The organism is Mycolicibacterium flavescens (genome assembly GCF_001722335.1).
GTDB classification, from domain to species: Bacteria; Actinomycetota; Actinomycetes; order Mycobacteriales; family Mycobacteriaceae; genus Mycobacterium; species Mycobacterium flavescens.
In genome coordinates, this window is the sequence record NZ_MIHA01000004.1 from 325,961 (window position 1) to 345,831 (window position 19,871).

At 69.4% G+C, this 19,871-nt stretch carries 14 protein-coding genes; 5 read left to right on the forward strand and 9 right to left on the reverse strand.

The genetic code is table 11. The annotated features are described in order from the left end of the window. Positions 1–72: 72 nt before the first annotated feature. Positions 73–3,348, reverse strand: a complete 3,276-nt coding sequence (locus tag BHQ18_RS30065) for a hypothetical protein (RefSeq protein ID WP_069412997.1) — start codon at positions 3,346–3,348, stop codon at positions 73–75. Between the two features lie 295 nt (positions 3,349–3,643). On the opposite strand from BHQ18_RS30065, the gene BHQ18_RS07760 reads away from it, so the two are divergent. Next, positions 3,644–3,964 (forward strand): DUF732 domain-containing protein, encoded by a 321-nt coding sequence (locus tag BHQ18_RS07760; protein ID WP_069413051.1) that lies wholly within the window; start codon positions 3,644–3,646, stop codon positions 3,962–3,964. Positions 3,965–3,989: 25 nt separating this feature from the next. Next, complete coding sequence (gene pepN, locus BHQ18_RS07765; RefSeq protein ID WP_069412998.1) at positions 3,990–6,575, forward strand: aminopeptidase N; 2,586 nt, start codon at positions 3,990–3,992, stop codon at positions 6,573–6,575. Here pepN and BHQ18_RS07770 read toward each other — a convergent pair. Together BHQ18_RS07770 and BHQ18_RS30275 are read right to left on the reverse strand one after the other, a co-directional pair. Beyond that, on the reverse strand, positions 6,572–7,381 hold the full coding sequence (locus tag BHQ18_RS07770; protein ID WP_069413052.1) for a hypothetical protein: 810 nt from the start codon (positions 7,379–7,381) through the stop codon (positions 6,572–6,574). The genes pepN and BHQ18_RS07770 overlap by 4 nt on opposite strands. A 5-nt stretch (positions 7,382–7,386) precedes the next feature. Further along, positions 7,387–9,720: a TPR repeat domain-containing protein gene (locus tag BHQ18_RS30275; RefSeq protein WP_069412999.1), complete on the reverse strand. Its 2,334-nt coding sequence runs from the start codon at positions 9,718–9,720 to the stop codon at positions 7,387–7,389. 136 nt (positions 9,721–9,856) lie between these two features. On the opposite strand from BHQ18_RS30275, the gene BHQ18_RS07780 reads away from it, so the two are divergent. Then, positions 9,857–10,228 carry an HNH endonuclease gene (locus BHQ18_RS07780; RefSeq protein ID WP_109789220.1) on the forward strand — a complete coding sequence of 124 codons (372 nt, stop codon included), beginning with the start codon at positions 9,857–9,859 and terminating at the stop codon, positions 10,226–10,228. On the opposite strand, the gene BHQ18_RS07785 is transcribed toward BHQ18_RS07780, so the two are convergent. The 3 genes from BHQ18_RS07785 to BHQ18_RS07795 are packed head-to-tail and all read right to left on the reverse strand — an operon-like array spanning position 10,215 to position 11,656. Continuing rightward, on the reverse strand, positions 10,215–10,682 hold the full coding sequence (locus BHQ18_RS07785) for a DUF5130 domain-containing protein (RefSeq protein ID WP_069413001.1): 468 nt from the start codon (positions 10,680–10,682) through the stop codon (positions 10,215–10,217). The two genes, BHQ18_RS07780 and BHQ18_RS07785, sit on opposite strands and share 14 nt — an antisense overlap. Further along, entirely contained in the window at positions 10,669–10,962 is a 294-nt protein-coding gene (ctaJ, locus tag BHQ18_RS07790) for an aa3-type cytochrome oxidase subunit CtaJ (protein WP_372516631.1), read from the reverse strand. The genes BHQ18_RS07785 and ctaJ overlap by 14 nt, the downstream gene beginning before the upstream one ends. A gap of 25 nt (positions 10,963–10,987) precedes the next feature. Then, positions 10,988–11,656 carry an HNH endonuclease gene (locus tag BHQ18_RS07795; protein WP_069413002.1) on the reverse strand — a complete coding sequence of 223 codons (669 nt, stop codon included), beginning with the start codon at positions 11,654–11,656 and terminating at the stop codon, positions 10,988–10,990. 139 nt (positions 11,657–11,795) lie between these two features. On the opposite strand from BHQ18_RS07795, the gene BHQ18_RS07800 reads away from it, so the two are divergent. Together BHQ18_RS07800 and BHQ18_RS07805 are read left to right on the forward strand one after the other, a co-directional pair. After that, positions 11,796–12,191 (forward strand): globin, encoded by a 396-nt coding sequence (locus tag BHQ18_RS07800; RefSeq protein ID WP_069413003.1) that lies wholly within the window; start codon positions 11,796–11,798, stop codon positions 12,189–12,191. Positions 12,192–12,232: 41 nt separating this feature from the next. Continuing rightward, positions 12,233–13,807: a glycoside hydrolase family 13 protein gene (locus BHQ18_RS07805; RefSeq protein ID WP_069413004.1), complete on the forward strand. Its 1,575-nt coding sequence runs from the start codon at positions 12,233–12,235 to the stop codon at positions 13,805–13,807. An 11-nt stretch (positions 13,808–13,818) separates the two neighbouring features. On the opposite strand, the gene BHQ18_RS07810 is transcribed toward BHQ18_RS07805, so the two are convergent. Genes BHQ18_RS07810 through BHQ18_RS30455 form a run of 3 tightly spaced genes read right to left on the reverse strand, consistent with a single transcriptional unit; the run spans position 13,819 to position 19,762 of the window. After that, positions 13,819–14,478, reverse strand: a complete 660-nt coding sequence (locus BHQ18_RS07810; protein ID WP_069413005.1) for a DUF8185 domain-containing protein — start codon at positions 14,476–14,478, stop codon at positions 13,819–13,821. Further along, positions 14,475–14,900, reverse strand: a complete 426-nt coding sequence (locus tag BHQ18_RS07815; protein WP_109789221.1) for an acyl-CoA thioesterase — start codon at positions 14,898–14,900, stop codon at positions 14,475–14,477. Before BHQ18_RS07815 ends, BHQ18_RS07810 begins: the two co-directional genes overlap by 4 nt. Next, positions 14,897–19,762 (reverse strand): NAD-glutamate dehydrogenase, encoded by a 4,866-nt coding sequence (locus tag BHQ18_RS30455; protein ID WP_069413006.1) that lies wholly within the window; start codon positions 19,760–19,762, stop codon positions 14,897–14,899. The genes BHQ18_RS07815 and BHQ18_RS30455 overlap by 4 nt, the downstream gene beginning before the upstream one ends. Positions 19,763–19,871 lie beyond the last annotated feature (109 nt).

Below are 19,871 nucleotides of genomic sequence, written 5' to 3' on the forward strand. Positions count from 1 at the left end.
TCCGGGCGCGGGTGGACAGACGTCCATTGTTCCAACCGGATCTGGCGCTCGGCTGTTCCCGCGGCCTCAGACTCAGGTGGCGACCGGCTCCGGTGCGACGGCGCCGCCGGCCGGCACCGCGACCACCGTGACAACGGTGCGCAGGTCGCCTTCGGTCGGGTCGACGGTGCCGGTGGTGACGTAGCCGGTGCCCGCCGAGTCGAACACCACCGGGCTCTGCGGGTAGCCGTCCAGGTCGACCCGCATGAACGTGAGGCTGCCCGGGTGCGAGACGATCACGCCCGCGGAGACGCCGTCGGCGCTCTCCACGACCTGGTACACCGCCCCGTCGGGGCCGGTCACCATGGTCTCGTACGGCGTCCCCTCGATCGGGGTGGTGGTCCACATGGCGCCGTCGGCGGACGCCACGGTCATCGCGTAGGCGCGCCCCGTCGTTCCGCCGACCGCGTCGAAATCGGTGTTGGTGACGATGTAGGAGGTGCCGTCCGCGCCGACGACGTAGTCGGTGAAGTAGCCGTCGATGCGCACGGTGGCCGCGTTCGCCGCGGCCAGATCGACGAACGTCACCGCGGTCTGCACCCCCGCCGCCGCGTCCACCGTCGGGGCGAAGTACGCGAAGGTGTTGTCGGACAGGAACTTCAGGAACCCGTTGTCGCCCCCGGCGACAGGCAGGTGCGTCGCGGTGCCCGCGGCCGCGTCGATGACGGCCACGCAGAGGCTGTCGTAGTCGCCGAAGAAGGGATTGAATCCCGTGGCCTCGCGGATACCGGCGAACAGGTACGGCGTGCCGTCGGGCGCGAACTGCACACCCTGCATCACCGAGTAGGCGGTGCTGGTGTCGGCGCCGGTGAACAGCGCACCGTCGGCATCGATCGCCGCGGCGGTGCCGTCGGAGCGCAGCAGTTCGACGACGCTGCGCGCCGAGCCGCTGTGGTGGGTGTAGACGGTGCCGTCGGGTCCGACGACGGAGGCGGTGTGCGCGGCCACGACGTCGATGACCGCCGCGGCGTCGACGTCGATCAGCACCACGTCGCCGCCGCGCACACCCTGGCGCGCGGTGCCGTCGACGCCGACCTCGATCCCGCCGCGGGGCCGCGCGGGAAGGGCGATCTGGGTGACGTGTCCCGCCGGGTCCACGACGACGACCTCACCGGGGGTCTCATGCGGAGCGGCGGTTCGCACGGTCAGCGCGGCAGCACCGGTCGGCGTGAAACCGATCGCGCCGACCACCGCACCCGACAGCGGAATCGCTTGTGGCTCAGCGTGGTTTACGATCCGGGTCAGCGTGTAGGCGTAGCCGTGCACCCCGGCGGTTCTGGTGGTCTGCACGACGGCGCCGTCGGGTGCCGGGGCGAATTCCAGCGCGGCGCCGGGTATCTGCGCGACGACCGTCGCCGAGCCGGCGGCCGGGTCGATCACCGCGACCGTCGTCTTGTTGTCGGCGTCGTCGGGGCCGAACGGCCGCAGTTCGGTCACCTGGTACACCGCGCCGTCGGCGCCGAAGCCGAACCCGGCGGGGTGCCCGTCGACCGGCACCTCGACGCGGCGTGCGTCGGCGTCCACGACTGTGACCGTGGTGACGTAGGTGTCGGTGGCCGCGTCGTGCCGGTAGGACGTCTGGTAGGCGCGCCCGTCCGGGCCGAACACCACATCGCCCACCGGCACGCCGACGATCGGCATCGTGGCGCTCTCCCCCGACGGTCTGATGATCGTCATCGCGTACACATCCTGGCCCGCGTGTGCGACGACCGTGGTGCTGTAGGCGGTGTGGTCGGGAGCGAACACGAACCGGCTGAGCGCCCCGGCGACCGGCGCCGTGACCGTGGCCGTCGGACTGGCGGGGTCGATGATCGCGACCGCGGTCTCATACGTCGCCGCGACCGGGTCGGGCCGGACCAGCACCTGGAAGCCGATGTCGTTGGATGCCAACCGAACTCCGCGCACCGGCACCCCGTTGAGCGCCGGGTAGGCGGCGGTTTCGGCGCCGTGCACGGGAGCCGGCACGACGATCGGGCCCGCCGCCGCCCAGCCGAGGCTCGCGATGACCGCGAAGGTGACCTCGGCGGCGCCGGAGATCGCGAAGGCCTGCACCCGCGACGCCGGTGTCGGCGTGAAGGTCCAGTTCCCGGTCAGTGGGTCGACCGAGGCCGCCCCCGACGTCGGCGCGGCGGACATCGCGTACAGCGGCGGCTCGCCGCCCGGTGCCGCCACGTTGACCGAGCCGGTCACCGCTCCGGAGCGGCGGTCGACGCCGTCGAGCGTGTAGGGCCGGTCGGGATCGATCAGCAGCCCGCCCTGGACCAGCCGGGTGAACAGCGCCACCAGATCCTCGAGGAACGTGCGGGTCGCCCCGGCCGCGGTCGAGGTGCCGCTCGCGCTCAGCGGTGCTTCGTCGAGTGTGAGCTTGACCCGCCCGAGACGCGGGTCGGCGTCGGGCGCGGTGTAGGTGACCGGGATCGCCTGGTCGGCGAAGTGGCGTCGCACCCACGCCAGCAGCGCCCACAGGACCGGCGAGTCGACCGGGAGGTCGGGGCTCGGCACCACGAACGGGCTCAGCGCGGCGGTCAGCACTCCGGAGGCGGCGTTGATCAGCGCGCCGGGCAGCGCCCTGATCCCGACCGCGGCCGGCGCGGTGGGCACCGCGAACACGTCCGCGTCGGGCGGCACACCGGGCGACGGCCTGAGCACCACCGTGGGTGCGACGTCGCTGTACCGCGGCGTGAGGATCACGGTGAACCGGCCCCGATCGGTCCCCATGTCCTCGAGGCTGAGCGGACTGGTCGCCGACGCGTCGACCGTCGGCGCCGACTCCGCGTGGTCGAAGACGAAGTCGCTGCCGTCGGGGTCACCGGTGGATTGCGGCGCCTTGTCCAGACGGGCGCCGAGCGACCTGGTCACCGCCGTGGGTTTCGGCGCGGCCTCGACGGACGCCGCCACCGGAGCCGGGGGTGCGATGGCGCTCGGCGTCACCGCCGAGGGGGCCGCCTCCGTCGTCGGCGCGGTGTCCTTGGCGGTGCCCGACGTGATCGCCCCGCCGGACGATCCGTAGGTGACCGGGGGTGAATCGCCGACGGACACGGTCACCTGGTCGCCGCCGGTGTCGGGTGCTTCGGCGGGGCCGAACTCGGGTCCATCCGGGTCGGACTCGGTGGCGGCGGAACCGGCCGGCGAGGAGGGCTCCTGGGGCGACTCGACGCCGGGAACGTCAGGAGACGACGGCGCGGGCCCCGGTGTGGGGTCGGCCGCCGCCGGGTGCAGGGAATTGACCGTGGCCGCGCTCAGGCCGAGGACGACCGCCAGCGCACCGATGCGGCTGACGCGTCGCGCATACCTCGGCGCGCGGTCCATAGGTCTCCGTCCCATTAAGCGAACTGCCTATGACGGTAGGGAGAAATCGACCGCGAGGAATCAGGGGTTTCCCCATAATCGCGCCGCAATTCTGGGGCGTGAATTTCCCCCCGCAATTTTTTCGAAGGCCGGTCTTTAGCGCCGGTCGGGGAGTCGCGTCGAATGAGAAACGCCTAAATGTGCGAACAGTGATCGAACCGTGTTCTGGATGTGACCGGAGTGAAGAATCGTTACCGAAGTGAATACACCTGTTAATCGCTTCCTGGGCGCCGCCGTGTGCGCCGCCGGTCTCGCGATGCTCGCCCCCGCCGCCCCTGCCCAGGCCGATCCGATCGACGACTCGTTCCTGGCCGCCCTGACCAACGCCGGGGTGAGATTCAAGAATCCGGTGGACATGGTCCGCCTCGGCGAATCGGTCTGCCCGATGCTCGTCGAACCCGGCAAGAACCTCGCGAAGGTCTACTCGCGGGTGACCGACAACGGTATTCCGCCGGACATGGCGGCGTTCTTCACCGGGATCGCGATCTCGATGTACTGCCCGCAGATGGTGTCCTCGGTCGGCAACGGCACCCTGCTGGACTGGCTTCCCGCCGCGAGGGTCATCCCGGGCCTGTAGCCCGCCGGACCTATAGGTTGGTCGGGTGGCACTTCCCAACCTGACCCGCGACCAGGCCGCCGAGCGCGCCGCCCTGGTCACCGTCGACAGCTACCGCATCGTCCTCGACCTCACCGACGAGGCGGGCCAGCCCGGTGAGGGCACGTTCCGGTCCACGACGACCGTAAAATTCGACGCGCTGCCCGGGGCCGACACCTACCTCGACATCGCCGCCGACACGATCCGCAGCGCCACCCTCAACGGGCGCGAGATCGATGTGTCCGCCTACGACGAGTCCACCGGAATCACGCTGCGCGGCCTCGCCGAGCGCAACGTCGTGGTCGTCGACGCGGACTGCCGCTACTCGAACACCGGTGAGGGCCTGCACCGGTTCGTCGATCCGGTCGACAACGAGGTCTACCTGTATTCACAGTTCGAGACCGCCGACGCCAAACGGATGTTCGCGTGTTTCGATCAGCCCGACCTGAAGGCCACGTTCGACGTCACGGTGACGGCGCCGTCGCACTGGGAGGTGGTCTCCAATGGCGCCACCGCCGGCGTCGAGGACGCCGGAGCGGCCAAGCGGCACACCTTCGCGGTGACGCCGCGGATGAGCACCTACCTGGTGGCGCTGATCGCCGGCCCGTACGCCCGCTGGGACGACGTCTACACCGACGACCACGGCGACATCCCGCTCGGGTTGTTCTGCCGCAGGTCGCTGGCCGAGTACATGGACGCCGAGCGGCTGTTCACCGAGACCAAACAGGGATTCGGCTTCTACCACAACAACTTCGGAATTCCGTACGCGTTCGGTAAGTATGACCAGTTGTTCGTGCCCGAGTTCAACGCCGGTGCGATGGAGAACGCGGGCGCGGTGACGTTCCTGGAGGACTACGTCTTCCGCAGCAAGGTGACGCGGGCGTCCTATGAGCGGCGCGCGGAGACCGTGCTGCACGAGATGGCGCACATGTGGTTCGGCGACCTGGTCACCATGCAGTGGTGGGATGACCTGTGGCTCAACGAGTCCTTCGCGACCTTCGCCTCGGTGCTGTGTCAGGCCGAAGCCACCGAGTACACCGAGGCGTGGACGACGTTCGCGAACGTCGAGAAGTCGTGGGCCTACCGGCAGGACCAGTTGCCGTCAACCCACCCGGTGGCCGCCGACATCCCGGACCTGGCCGCCGTCGAGGTGAACTTCGACGGGATCACCTACGCCAAGGGCGCTTCGGTGCTCAAGCAGCTGGTGGCCTACGTCGGCGAGGAGGAGTTCCTCTCCGGCCTGCGCGACTACTTCCGCGACCACGCGTTCGCCAACGCCACCTTCGGTGATCTGCTGGGCGCACTGGAGAAGGCCTCGGGCCGCGACCTGTCCGGCTGGGGCCGGCAGTGGCTCAAGACGACCGGCTTGAACACCCTGCGGCCGTCGTTCGACGTCGACGCCGAGGGCCGGTTCACCCGGTTCGCCGTCGAGCAGAGCGGCGCGGCGCCCGGTGCCGGCGAGACGCGGGTGCACCGGCTGGCGGTCGGGATCTACGACGAGGACACCTCGGGCAGGCTGGTGCGGGTCCACCGGGAGGAACTCGACGTCGAAGGCCCCAGCACCGATGTCCCCGCCTTGCAAGGCGTTTCGCGTGGCAAGCTGATCCTGGTCAACGACGACGACCTCACCTACTGTTCGTTGCGGCTGGATCCGGGATCGCTGCAGACGTTGCTGTCGCGGATCGGCGACATCAGCGAACCGCTCCCCCGCACACTGGCCTGGTCGGCGGCGTGGGAGATGACCCGCGACGCCGAGCTCAAGGCCCGCGACTTCGTCGCGCTGGTGATCAGCGGCCTGCACGCCGAAACCGAAGTCGGTGTGCTGCAACGACTTCTGCTGCAGGCGCAGACCGCGCTGAATTCCTACGCCGATCCGGAGTGGGCGTCCAGCAATGGTTGGCCCGCGTTCGGCGACGCCCTGCTGGACCTGGCGTGCGAGTCGGCGCCCGGCTCGGATCACCAGTTGGCCTACGTCAACGCGCTGTGCACCTCGGTGCTGTCGCCGAACCACATCGCGGTGCTCACCACGTTGCTCGACAACGAGCCCGCCGCGGTGAACCTGCAGGGGTTGGTGGTCGACACCGACCTGCGCTGGCGTGTCGTGACGGCGCTGGCGCGGGCCGGGGTGATCGACGCCGACGGTCCCGAGACCCCGCGGATCGACGCCGAGGCGGACAACGACCCGACGGCTGCGGGCCGGCGAGCGGCCGCGGCCGCGGCGGCGGCGCGTCCGCAGGCGGCGGTCAAGGAAGCGGCGTGGGAGCAGGTCATCGAGGACGACACGCTGGCCAACATCACCGCGCGCTCGATCATCGGCGGGTTCGTCCAGCCCGGTCAGCAGGAGCTGCTGAAACCGTTCCGCGCCAAGTACTTCGCGTCGATCTCCGGGGTGTGGCAGCGCCGGTCCAGCGAGGTCGCCCAGACCGTGGTGATCGGGCTGTACCCGGCGTGGGACATCAGCGAGTCCGGGCTGGCCGCCGCCGACGCGTTCCTGGCCGACGGTGACGTGCCGCCGCCGCTGCGCCGTCTGGTACTCGAGGGCCGCGCCGGTGTCGAGCGGGCCCTCAAAGCCAGGGCTTTCGACGCCGGCTAGGGCGCCGGCGCCGCGTCGGGCCAGCCCGGGGCCGCCGGAAGCGTGGGGAACCGGGACTGCGGATACTGCTCGCCCGGCGGGAAGGTGCGGTCCTGCGGCGGGGAGTCGTCTCGGGCCGCGCATTCGGCTTTGACGCCGGTGGCGTCGGGCCAGTTCGCCTCGAGCAGGTAGCCGCCCTGGTGTGCGGTCACCTGCCATCCGTCGAAGACGTCGAGTGCGGGAGCGCGCGCCGGCCCCTGCTGCGGCGGCAGGTCGCCCGGTTCGCCGTCCGGCGCCCGCAGCCCGATCCGGAACGCCGAGATCCCCGCGTCCGGGCCGAATCCCGCTCCGGTGTTCGGCCGGACGCCGCCTTCCTCACCGAGGTGCCCCACACCGTAGGAGTAGAGACAGCCGATCACGCTGAGGTCGGGGCCGGAGCCCTCCACCCGCAGAAGATGGTGCCGCGCGGTGCCCACCCAGACCGTCGGCGCCGGCGGGTCCGGCCACAGCGCCTTCGCCTCCGCGGAACCGGCGTCGTTCTCGGCGACCGCGCGCCGGAATCCGGGGTACAGATATTTGTCGTCGTCGGTCAGGTAGGCCAGGTAGTACGACTCCAGATAGGCCCGCACGGGCACCGCGACGCCGCCGGTCAGCTCGATTCCCGGTTCGGCCGTCCATGTCACGGAGAAATCGGCGAGCGTGTCGGGCCAGCCGGCCGGCAGTGAGTCGACCGGCTCCGCCGGTGGTGGCGCCGCTTCTTCGGTGGTGCAGCCGGTCAACAATCCCAACCCGACCAGGCACGAGGTCAGCACGGCCCGCATCCGCATCACGGTCACCCGCCCTGGTTCGGCGGAGGCGGCATGTCGGGATCCTGGGTCACGTTGTTGTAGCGGTTCGTGTAGTCCTCGAGCGGGCCGATCCCGTCGGTCACCGGGGCGATGTGGTTGCCCACTTCATCTTTGAGCGCTTCGTAATAGATCCGGTCGGCGACGTTGGGGGGATGGACCACCTTGCCGTCGGGATAGGCCGGGTCGTCGTAGGTGATGAATCCCGGCGGCAGGTTCACCGGTTGCCCGGCGGCGAGCATGGCGTTGAGCACATATTCGGCCGATCGGGTCGTCGTCATGTCGGGCAGCCCGTGGGTCACCGGCGGCGATGGGCTTTCACCGATGATCTGGCCCGCCATCCCGGCGGCGATCTTGTCGATCATGATGCCGGAGACGGGCCCGACCCCCGGTACCAGAACACTGCCGGCGGTCTTGAGTGTGTTGACGCCCGCGTCGTATCCCATCTTCTTCCACTCGTATTCGGTCTTGTCCATGGTGTACCCGTTCGCGTCCTTGGCCTGGAACATCTCGTGGGCGCCCACGTCGACGAGCCCGCGCATCGTGGCGGCCGCGTGCAGGTGGCTGCCCGCATCCGGGTCACCCGGATTCATCGCGAAAGCCGTTTCGTGTTTGAGCGCCTCCTGGTACGCCGCGGAGTTGATCGTCGTCGCCGCCAGCTCGTCGGAGTTCAGCACCGCGAACACGCCTTTCGCCGTCGGCATCAGGCCGCTGTCCCGCTCGGTGGGGCTGTCGATCTCACCGAAGAACGGTGAGTCGCCCATTCCGCCCATCTCGTCGACATAGGGCACCAGACCGTGTGACATCGCCTGCACCAGTGCGGGATTGATGTCCCCCAGCGTGTGGGTGCCGTACACGCCGACCCCGGTGTCGCTGTCGATGCTCAGAAGATCCGGGCGGTGGTCGCCGATGTAGGTGGCGTACGCGTTGGCCGTCTCCGCGGCGATCTTGGCTTCCGGCGAATCCGGCGCCACGTTGGTCCAGTCGAACAGCGCGCCGGCTGCGGCCCCACCGTCGTCCCAGGCCTCGTGGGTGATGTTGTACATCAGGTTCTGGCTGTTGACCTTGAACTGTTCCCGGAACTCGTTGCCGGGCTCGACGTTTCCGGTCAGTGCATCGTGTAGCACCTGGTGGTCGCCGTCGACGGCGTTGAACACCGACATCGCCACCCGCTCGAGCTCGGCGTGCGGCGGCCGCGGCGCGTCCTCCCAGGGCCACTGCCCGGGCACGTCGATCGGCGGGTCGTCGGAACGCCACTCCGGGGACTCCATCATGTCCGCGACCTTGTGCATCAGGCCGCGGTCGAGGTCGGTGTCCGTCTGGAAGTGCTCGTTACCGCCGTTGACGATGTCGGCGATCTGCTGCAGTTCGCCGGTCCGCTCGATACCGGGCGACTGGATCGTCGACTGCACGCTGTCGGGCAGCCGGTCGAACCCGCCCTTGATCACTTCGTCGGACTGCAGCGCACCGTCGACGGACTCGGTCTTCGGGAACTCCAGCTTGGGGTTGCTCATCAACTGCCAGGAGTCGGCCATGATGCCCTTGGCGCCCTTGTTGGCCGCCTCGGTCAACTGCTCGACGCTTCGCAGCTTCTGCTGGGCCTGCATCTGGCTCAGGTAGGCCGCCTGTTCGGGGTTGAGCTTCGGCTGCCCACCCAGTTGGCCCTTGTTGACTGTGTTCAGGACCGCCTGCACCCGGCTGATCGCGCCCTTGTCCCCGTCGAGCGCGGCCTTGACGTCCGCCTGCGCCCGCTTCTTGAGCTCTTCGTCTTCCTTGGCGCCTGCGGTCGGGTCGGGGTCCTGGCCGTCGGGGCCGCCCGCCTTCTTCACGTCGCCGGCCAGCGCCTGGTACTCACCGACCAGACGGCTCATGCGCTGGGCGATCGCATTGGAGTCGCCGTTGGTGCGCTGCAGGATGTCCGCGATATCGGCGGCCCCCCGGCTCACGATCGGGTACAGCATGCGGTCGCGGTGCTGGCCGGGCGGAACAGCCGCCGCGGCGTCCTTGACCCACTGCCGCACCGCGTCCAGATTCTGCCGGCCCGCGGCGACGTTCTGCGCGGACCGGTCGACTTCGGCGCGCAGCTTCTGGTCGAGCTCGGCCATCTGCCCGAGCACGCGGGCCTGTCTCTCGTTGAGCGGACCGTAGGCGTCGGCTGCGGGTCCGGTCCACGCATTGTCGGGTTTGGCCGACTTCACGGTGTCCTGCAGTTCCCGCAGGGGTCCGCTGTCGTCGAACTGATCACCGCCCTGCGGCGCGCCCTGCCCGAACGTCGACCGCGCGTTCGACCATGTCGCGTCGAAACCTTCGAGCACACCCACCCACGACACCTCCTGCGCACACGGGACACATAGAGCCTAAAGGGGGATCGCCCCCTTCCTGCGCGGCAATTTTCGGATGAGCGCGACACGCCGCTGCTTGCAGGGATTGGGCCGCGCCGCACGGCAAGCTGAGCCGGTGGCGGTCAGCAGAACACGCCGGGCCAGGGCTGCCCGCAGACGTCAACGCCGGCTCGCCGCCGTCGACCACGATCTGACGGCGGCGCAGTGGGAATCGCTCAAAGCGGCCTGGCAGGGCTGCGCCTACTGCGGTGCCACCGATCGACCGCTGCAGCGCGACTGCGTCATGGCGATCAGCCGCGGCGGTCGCTACACCATCGACAACGTCGTACCGGCCTGCGCGTCCTGCAACACCAGCAAGTGCAACGACGAGGTCACCGGATGGCTGCGCCGCAAACGGCTCGACGAGCGACGGTTCCTGCAGCGCTACGTCGAGATCCGCCGGGCGCTGGCGGCAGCCGACGCACCCCGACCGCTCAGCCCGGGGTGACTCCCGCGCTCATCACCCGCACCGCACTGATCAGGCCGTCCATCAGGTTGCCGTCCTTGAACGACGCGGCAGCCGCCGAGACGCCCAGCGGGGCGGCCTCCTCGATACCGCGGCCCTTGACGTCGACGCCGTAGACCACCTCGATCGCGCGCTGGTCCGGCGACACCGCCAACAGCACCGCGTTGTTGGGGGTCGGCACCTGGGCCAGGATCTCGCGCGCAGTCGCCGCGGTGTCGGCACCGAGGTCGCCGATGTAGACCGCGAAACGGGCCTTGGCCGCGCGCGAGCCGTACTTGAGCGCGTCGTCGAGGAAGACGAGGTCCTTCACCGGGAACGGGTAGCGGACCGAGAGCTCACCGGGCTCGGTGACGCCGGACACCCGACCGCTCGAGGTGACGGCCCAGCCGAGGGGCAGATTGGCCGGGTCGACGGTCGTGATCTCACCACTTGCCACTTGCGCCGCCTCCGATCGTCGCGTGCGAACTCTGCTCGCCGGCGTCGTCGCTGTGCACAGCGGTGTCGGCGACCAGACTCCGGCCGGTGTTGTGGGCGTGCGCGGTCGGCTCGTCGGAGGCCCACAGGATCGGCCCGTGCGTCCACGGCTCGGACAGCTTGTAGGTTTCCGGGTGCGGACCCTTGCGGTTCCTGCCGACGCCCCAGATCAGCACGATCAGCACGAACGTGAGGGCCAGCGGAACGCCCACGATGAGGGCATGACTCAATGTGCTGCTCACGTGGGAAACCGTATACCAGCCGCGATTACGCCGCGCCTTCGCCTAGATATCTGACCCACGACGGGTCGAGTTCCTTGATGCTCGACAGCAGCCGCCAGTGCTGGCCTTTCGGTGGCGTCGGCAGGGTGCGCAGCGTCCAGCCCAGCTCGCCGAGCAGCCGGTCGGCTTTGCGGTGGTTGCAGGTCGAGCACGCCGCCACGCAGTTCTCCCAGGAGTGGTCGCCGCCGCGGCTGCGTGGCACAACGTGGTCGACGGTGTCGGCCTTGGAGCCGCAGTAGGCGCAGCGGAAGCGGTCGCGGTGCATGAGCGCGGCGCGGGTCATCGGGATCCGGGCCCGGTAGGGCACCCGGACGTAGACGCGCAGCCGGATCACCGAGGGCACCACGATCGAGCGGGTCGCCGAGTGGATGACCGGGCCGTTCGGATCGTCGTGCACGACGTCGGCTTTTCCGCACATCAACATGATGACCGCCCGCCGCATGGGCAGAGCGGTCAACGGTTCGTAGGTGGAGTTGAGCAGAAGGACCCGGCGGCGGCCCCAGATCGAGGCCTCGGTGGTACTGGGTGGATGGATGTCGACGCTGTGCAGCACACGGGCCTGCGCGCCCGGTACCGTCGCCCCGGCCAGGGCAGTCGCGGCACCGTGACTCCGCTGGCCGGTCCTTCTGGACGGGCCTCTGTTGCGATGCGCCATACGTCCTCCGTCGGACAGTTCACCACGGATTCCTGTGAATCGCACGACAATTCTCGACGTGTTCGCAGGTCAATACGGTGAACATCGGGTGGCGCGACCGGCTGACCTGCCCAATCCAGCAACAGGGAACAATGGGGGCGTGACACAGCCACAGAGATCGTTCTACGACGAAGTCGGTGGCCACGAGACGTTCCGTGCGATCGTGGCGCGGTTCTACGAGTTGGTCCGCGAGGACGAGATCCTGCGTCCGCTCTACCCCGAGGAGGACCTCGGGCCGGCCGAGGTGCGGCTGCGGATGTTCCTCGAGCAGTACTGGGGCGGGCCGCGCACGTACTCCGATCAGCGCGGCCATCCACGCCTGCGGATGCGTCACGCGCCGTTTCGGATCGGCTTCCTCGAGCGCGACGCCTGGCTGCGGTGCATGCACACCGCGGTCGCCTCAATCGACGACCAGACCCTTGACGAGGAGCACCGCAAGGAGCTGCTGGCCTACCTCGAGATGGCGGCCCAGTCCATGGTCAACTCGTCGTTCTAGTCGTCGCCGGGTAGTTGAGGGCTAGCGATCGAAGGAGACGGGTGACTGATCCGAGCAGACCCTGGTGGGCGGACGCGGTCTTCTATCAGGTGTATCCGCGGTCTTTCCAGGACAGCAACGGCGACGGTGTCGGTGACCTCGACGGGGTGAGCGCCCGGCTCGGTTACCTCAAGGCGCTCGGTGTCGACGCGCTCTGGCTCAACCCGGTGATGGTCTCGCCGATGGCCGACAACGGGTACGACGTGGCCGATCCGCGCGACATCGACCCGTTGTTCGGCGACCTGGCCGCGATGGACCGGCTGACGGCCGCCGCCCATGACCTGGGCATGAAGGTGACGATGGACCTGGTGCCCAACCACACCAGTTCCGCGCACCCGTGGTTTCAGGCGGCGCTGGCGGCCGGGCCGGGCAGCACGCAGCGGCGGCGCTACATCTTCCGCGACGGTGCCGGCGCCGACGGCGCAGAGCCGCCGAACAACTGGCTGTCGATCTTCGGCGGACCGGCCTGGACGCGGGTGACCGAAGCCGACGGGCGCCCGGGCCAGTGGTACCTGCACCTGTTCGACGTCGAGCAGCCGGACCTGAACTGGGAGAACCCCGAGGTGTTCGACGACCTCGAGCGCACATTGCGGTTCTGGCTGGACCGCGGCGTCGACGGGTTCCGCATCGACGTCGCACACGGCATGGCCAAACCGCGCGACCTGCCCGACATGCCGATCGTCAAGCCGGAGATGCTGCTGGCCGAGATGGACGACGACCCCCGCTTCAACGACGACGGTGTGCACGAGATTCACCGCAGGATCCGCCGGGTGTTCGACGACTACCCCGACGCCGTCGCGATCGGTGAGGTGTGGGTCTACGACAACGAACAGTTCGCCCGTTACGTGCGCCCGGACGAACTGCACCTGGGCTTCAACTTCCGGCTGGTGCGGGCCGGCTTCGATGCGGCCGACATCCGCGACGCGATCGAGAACTCGATGGCCGCAGTGGAACTCGTCGGCGCGACGCCCACCTGGACGCTGGCCAACCACGACGTCGAGCGCGAACCCACCCGATACGGCGGCGGCCCGGTCGGGTTGGCGCGCGCCAAGGCGATGGCGTTGGTCATGCTCGCGCTGCCCGGCGCGGTGTTCGTCTACAACGGCGAGGAACTCGGGCTGCCCAACGCCGACCTGCCCGACGAGGCGTTGCGCGATCCGGTGTGGGAACGCAGCGGGCACACCCGCCGCGGCCGCGACGGCAGCCGGGTACCGATGCCGTGGCAGGGCGACGCGCCGCCGTTCGGGTTCTCCGACACCGCGGACACCTGGCTTCCGATACCGCCCGAGTGGTCGGCGCTGACCGTCGAGAAGCAGCTCGCCGACCCGTCGTCGACGCTGACGTTCTTCCGCCGCGCGATCGAGTTTCGCTGTCAGCGAAGCGAATTTGACGGTCCGACGGTCGAGATGCTGGACTCCCCCGCCGGCAGCGTGGTGTTCCACGCCAGCGGCGGGCTGGTGTGCGTGCTCAACGCCGGCGACGGGGCAATCCCGCTGCCCGAGGGCGAGGTGCTGTTGGCCAGCGGCGACGTGGTCGACGGCGCGCTACCACCCGACACCGCCGCCTGGCTGGTGTAGTTTCCCGTGCGCTACCGCAGCACCAATGCCGGGTCGCCGCGCCGGCGGTACACCGAACCGAAGCGCGCGTCGATCCGCAACCAGGTCGGCAGCGCGCGCACGCGAACCATCTCGTCGGCGGCGACATCCGATCCGGTCTGCGGCAGGAAACCCATTGCGGTCAGGGCGAACACACAGCGCATCGGAATGCCGACGCTGTCGGCGGCGGAGCTGACCGCCATCACCTCCTGGTCCAGCAGCGACACCGGCGGACCGTGCCCGCCGGAATGCTCCTTGGCCAGCGCGCCGCCCCGCTGCGCCAGGTCGAGCACGACGCGGGCCGGCACATCGTCGAGGTGCACGAAGCCGGTCTCCGGTGGCAGCGCGCCGCGCCACGCGGAATCCATCGCGAAACCCGGGTCGACGTGTCCGGCGTCGTCCATCGCGCGCAGGCCGACTGCGAGGCTGTCGGCGCCCGCCGACAGGTCCGGCGGGTTGACCCGGCCCTCGACGACACGGCTTGCGAGTACGTCGAACCCGGTGGCCACCCAGGCCACCACCGATCCGCCTGGACGCTGACGCAACCGGATGACCGCGGCGTCGTCGAGTCGCAACGCCCGCTCGGCGAACACCGACAGGTCGTCGCGGTGGGCGCCGTCGGCCAACCACACACCGCGATCGGGGCCGTTCATCGCAGGTAACGCTGCAGATACTCCCGCTGCTGCTCGGAAAGCCGTTGCAGCCGTTGCTCTCTGATGTGCACGGCCGCCAACTGCGTCTCGGCGATCACCGCCGGCTTCGAGTCCGCCGCGGCGGCGACCGAGCGGACTTCGTATCCGATGGTGAAGTCGACCGCGCGCACCCGCTTGGAGTACATCGTCACCTGCAGCGGCGAATCCACCAGCCGCAGTTGGGCCTTGTACGAGATGTTCACGTCGGCGATCAGCAGCCCGATCGTCTCGATCTCGGGGCCGAACGGCTCCCGCAGGAACGGGATTCGCGCCTCCTCGAGCAGCGTCACCATCGTCGCGTGGTTGATGTGCTGGTACATGTCGATGTCCGACCACCGGACATGCACCGGCGCGATGAAACCTGTCGGCGCATTAGCCGTCAACGCGAACTCCCCGTTCCACTTGTGCGTGTCATGCTGCGGATCTGGCGCGCGGCCACCGACAGCGTCGCCAGATCGTGCTGGCCACTCTCGTGAATCTCGCTGAGGGTGCGGCGTGCCCGGTCCACCCGCGAACCGTTCGTCGTCTCCCACTCGGCGATCTTCTCCTCACCGGTCTCCTCGGGCTCGCCGACGGCCAGCACGTCGAAGCACAGTGACCGCAACGAACCGTAGATGTCGTCACGGATCGCCAACCGCGCCAGCGAATGCCACCGGTCGTCGCGTTCGAGCCGTGACACCGCGGTGAGCAGGGTGTCGGTGTTGAGGTAGTCCATCAACGCGAAGTAGGTGTCGGCGACCTCGTCGGGTTCGCGGTCGACGATGTCGCTGATGTCGATGATGTCGAGCAGGCTGAACTGGTACAGGCCGGTCGCCACCGTGTACGCCAGGTCCCTGGGCACCCCACGTTCGGCGAACTCGTCGGCTTCTTTGGTCACGATCGCCTCGTCATCGCCGCGCAGCCACTCCGACATCCGCGGGGTCAGCGAGGCCACCTTCGCGCCGAACCGGTTGATCTCGGCGCCCACCGCCAACGGTTGGGGCCGGTAGTTGAGCAGCCAGCGGCCGGACCGGTCGACGAGGCGCCGCAGATCCAGCGTCATCCGGTCGGTGACCGCGACCGAGACACCGCTGTCGCCGGCGGCCCGGATGCCGCGCCACACGTCGCTGATCCGGAAGATGGCGTTGGCCGCGGCGTAACTGCGGACCGCGTCGACCGGGCCGACCCCGACGTCCTCGCTGACCCGGTAGGCGTAGGTGATCCCGCTGGTGTCGACGAGGTCGTTGACCAGCATCGTGGTGACGATCTCGCGGCGCAGCTGGTGCGCCCGGATCTCCGCGCCGAACGGTTCGCGCAACTTCTCCGGGAAGTACCACGGCAGCCGCGACGCGAACGCCTCCTGGTCGGGCAGGTCGGTGGCCAGCACGTCGGCCTTCATAGCCAGCTTGACGTGCGCCATTAGCGTGGCCAATTCCGGTGAGGTCAAACCCATTCCGGCGTCGGCGCGGCGGCGGATCTCCTTCTCCGACGGCAACGCCTCCAGTTCACGGTTGAGGCCGCGGTCGGCGACGAACGCCTTGATCATCCGCGCGTGCACCGGCAGCAGGCTGGGCGCGTTCGCCCGGCTGGTGCCCATCAGGTCGTTCTGGTCCTTGTTGTCGGCGAGCACCAGGTCCCCGACCTCGTCGGTCATCGAGAGCAGCAGATCGGTGCGCTCCTCGGGGCTGACCTTGCCGGCGGTGACCAGCGAGTCGATCAGGATCTTGATGTTGACCTCGTGGTCGGAGCAGTCGACACCGGCGGAGTTGTCGAGCGCGTCGGTGTTGATGCGGCCGCCGGCGAGGTCGAACTCGATGCGGCCCAACGCGGTCACGCCGAGGTTGCCGCCCTCGCCGACCACCTTGACCCGCAACTGGTTTCCGTTCACCCGGACCGGGTCGTTGGCGCGGTCGCCGACGTCGGCGTCGGATTCGGTCTCGGCCTTGATGTAGGTGCCGATGCCTCCGTTGAACAGCAGGTCGGCGGGCGCCTTGAGGATCGCCTTGATCAGGTTCGGCGGGGTCAGTTCCTCGACGCCGTCGTCGATGCCCAGTGCGGCGCGGGCCTGCGGGCTGAGCCGGATCGACTTGTGCTCACGGCTGTAGACGCCGCCGCCTTCACTGATCAGCGAGGTGTCGTAGTCCTCCCAACTGGACCGCGGCAGTTCGAACAGGCGCTTGCGTTCCTCCCACGAGCGGGCGGCGTCGGGGTTCGGGTCGATGAAGATGTGGCGGTGGTCGAAGGCGCCCACCAGCCGAATGTGTTGCGACAGCAGCATTCCGTTGCCGAACACGTCGCCGCTCATGTCGCCGATCCCGACGACGGTGAAGTCTTCGGACTGGGTGTCGACACCCATCTCGCGGAAGTGCCGTTTGACCGACTCCCAGGCGCCCCTGGCGGTGATGCCCATCGCCTTGTGGTCGTATCCCACCGAGCCGCCGGAGGCGAACGCGTCGCCGAGCCAGAAGCCGTAGGACTTGGCGACCTCGTTGGCGATGTCGGAGAACGTCGCCGTGCCCTTGTCGGCGGCGACGACGAGGTACGCGTCGTCGCTGTCGCGGCGCACCACATCCGGGGGCGCGACGACCTCGCCGGTGGCCTTGTCGACGTTGTCGGTCACGTCGAGCAGGCCGGCGATGAACAGCTGGTAGCACGAGACACCCTCGGCGCGTTGGGCGTCGCGGTCGGCGGCGGCGTCGCCGGTCGACGCCGGTGGGTGCTTGACGACGAATCCGCCCTTGGCGCCGACGGGCACGATCACCGCGTTCTTGACGGCCTGCGCCTTGACCAGGCCGAGGATCTCGGTGCGGAAATCCTCGCGGCGGTCCGACCACCGCAGGCCGCCGCGCGCCACGTAGCCGAAGCGCAGGTGGACACCCTCGACGCGGGGTGAGTACACGAAGATCTCGAATTTGGGCCGCGGCAAAGGCAATTCGTCGATCAGGCCCGGGTCGAGTTTGTAGGCCAGTACACCCTGCTGACGGGCCGACTCCTCGCGGCTGACGAAGTAGTTGGTGCGCAGCGTGGCCTGGATCATCGACGCGAACGCCCGCAGGACCCGGTCGGTGTCGAGGCTGACCAGCGCGTCGATGTCGGCGCTCACCGCCGCCGCGGCGGCCTGCGCGTCGCGGCGCTTGGGCGCGCCGCCCTGCTCGGTCTCGGCGTCGGGGCGGAACAGCGCCTCGAACAGCTCGACCAGCGACCGCGCGGTCTTGGCGTTGTCGTTGACGACGGCCTCGATGTGGGCCTGGCTGTAGGGAAAACCGGCCTGCCTCAGGTACTTCGCGTAGCTGCGCAGCACGGAGACCTGCTGCCAGTTCAACCCGGCCCGCATCACCAACTCGTTGAACCGGTCGATCTCGGCGCGGCCCTGCCAGATCGCGGTCACCGCGTCGGCGAACCGGGTCGCGGTCTCGGCGCGTTCGGCGTCGGACTCGATGTGCGGGATCGACTTGTGCGGTGAGATCTTGAACTGGTAGATCGACACCGCCAGCCCGTCGGGCCGCTCGACGGTGAACGGCCGCTCCTCGATCACCACCACGCCCATGGACTGCAGCATCGGCAGCAGATCGCTCAGCGACGCGGAGCGCCCACCCAGATACAGGGTGAGCTGGGCGATGCCCTCCTCGGTGTCGGTCAGGACCGGCTTGATGGCGCCGTCTTCGAGTTCTTCGATGACCGCGATGTCGTCGATCGCGTCCAGCGGGGTGACCGCCTGCTTGTAGGTCTCCGAGAATGCGACCGAATAGTGCTGGGCCACCCGCTGTTCGATCGATCCGGTCTTGACCGCCCCGATCAGGCGGTCGCCCCACGTCCGCGCCGCCTCGGTGAGCAGATCCTGGATCCGGCTCTGGTTGTCCAGCGAGGTGTCGATGTCGCGGGAGTTGATCCCGTCCGGCATGCGCACCGAGAAATGTACGACGGCCCACGGGGATTCGCTGACCCGCGCCGTGTACTCGATGCTGACCCCGCCGAGTTCGCGCACCAGGATGTCCTGCATCTCGAGCCGCACCGCGGTGGTGTAACGGTCGCGCGGGAGGTACACCAGGCAGGACACGAAGTGCGCGAGCGAGTCGGCGCGCATGAACAGCAGCGTGCGCCGGCGCGAGCCGAGGTCCACCACCGCTTTGACCATGTCGAGGACGTTTCGCGCCGACAGCGCGAACAGCTCTGAGCGCGGGATGGTCTGGATGATGTCGAGCAGAAGCTGGCCCGGATGGCTGGGGTCACGACGCGACAGTGCTAGCGCCTCGTTGACGCGGCGGGAGACCAGCGGGATCTCCAGGACGTTGGCGTTCATGGCCGCGACGGTGAACAGCCCGACGAAGCGGTGCTCGACGACGGTGGGTCCGTCCTGTTCCCGGACGACGACGATGTAGGGGTAGGCGCCGTAGCGCAGATAACTCGGGATGGTGGCCTGCGCCAGCGTGAGAAGTTCGCCGTTCTCGGTGAGCGGCGGCAGCACGTCCTGGCGCACCCGCAGCACGCCCAGCCGGCTCGACGGGTCGACCGAGGAGCGGCCGTCGCGCACGGGGCAGCGCTGATAGCCGAGCAGCACGAAGTGCCCGTCGGCCAGCCATCGCAGCAGCGCGGCGACGTCGTCGCGGTCGGGTCCGGGGAACCGCGCCCCGTCGGCGGCCAGTTCGCCGGCCAACCCGCGCAGCGTCGAGGCCAGCGCCTGCGTATCGAGTGCGACGTGGCGCGCGTCGGCGAGCACGCTCGGCAGCATCTGCGCGACCTGGGCGAGCGCCCGCGGGTCGACGGTCGCCGCGAGTTGGACGTGGATCCAGGCCTCGTCCACACCGGTGCGGGACCCGGCGTCGGCGACGAGCACCACGTCGAGCAGTTCACCGGCGCGGGCGCGCTGCACGCGCAGCACGGGGTTCATGATCGCGGTGTAGGCCACGCCGAACCGGTGCAGCAGCACCGTCACCGAATCCATCACCATCGCGGTGTTGTCGGTGACGATCTGCAACGCAGGGCCGAAGCCGGCCGGATCGTCGGCGCGGTAGACCTCGACGCGGGTGTCGCCGAAGGGCCGGAAGCGGCCCAGCCGGTGGTGCGCGGCGATCAGGTTCGGCGAGACGACCTGGCGCGCGGTCGCGGCCACCGGCATGGTCACCGCGGCGTCGGCGGCCGGGGCGTCGGCGTGCGGGCCGCGGTAGGTCTCGAGGTAGGCGCGGCCGAGCCGGTTGAGGGTCTGCTCGTCGAGCCCGGGCGCGTCGGGGTCCGCCGGTCTGCCGATGTCTCCGGGATTCACCGCCATGCGACGCTCCTGACCTGTTGACACGGACCCACCCGCCGTTGGATGTGGCCGCTCGCCCGGTGGGCGAGCGGCCCCGCACGCCAGTCGACCTTAGTAGTCCTGCGGCCGC

Coding starts and splice junctions, on each gene's coding strand:
- BHQ18_RS30065 (WP_069412997.1), bottom strand. CDS start 3,348: ATGGACCGCGCGCCGAGGTATGCGCGACGCGTCAGCCGCATCGGTGCG.
- BHQ18_RS07760 (WP_069413051.1), top strand. CDS start 3,644: ATGCTCGCCCCCGCCGCCCCTGCCCAGGCCGATCCGATCGACGACTCG.
- BHQ18_RS07770 (WP_069413052.1), bottom strand. CDS start 7,381: ATGCGGATGCGGGCCGTGCTGACCTCGTGCCTGGTCGGGTTGGGATTG.
- BHQ18_RS07795 (WP_069413002.1), bottom strand. CDS start 11,656: ATGGCGCATCGCAACAGAGGCCCGTCCAGAAGGACCGGCCAGCGGAGT.
- BHQ18_RS07810 (WP_069413005.1), bottom strand. CDS start 14,478: ATGAACGGCCCCGATCGCGGTGTGTGGTTGGCCGACGGCGCCCACCGC.
- BHQ18_RS30455 (WP_069413006.1), bottom strand. CDS start 19,762: ATGGCGGTGAATCCCGGAGACATCGGCAGACCGGCGGACCCCGACGCG.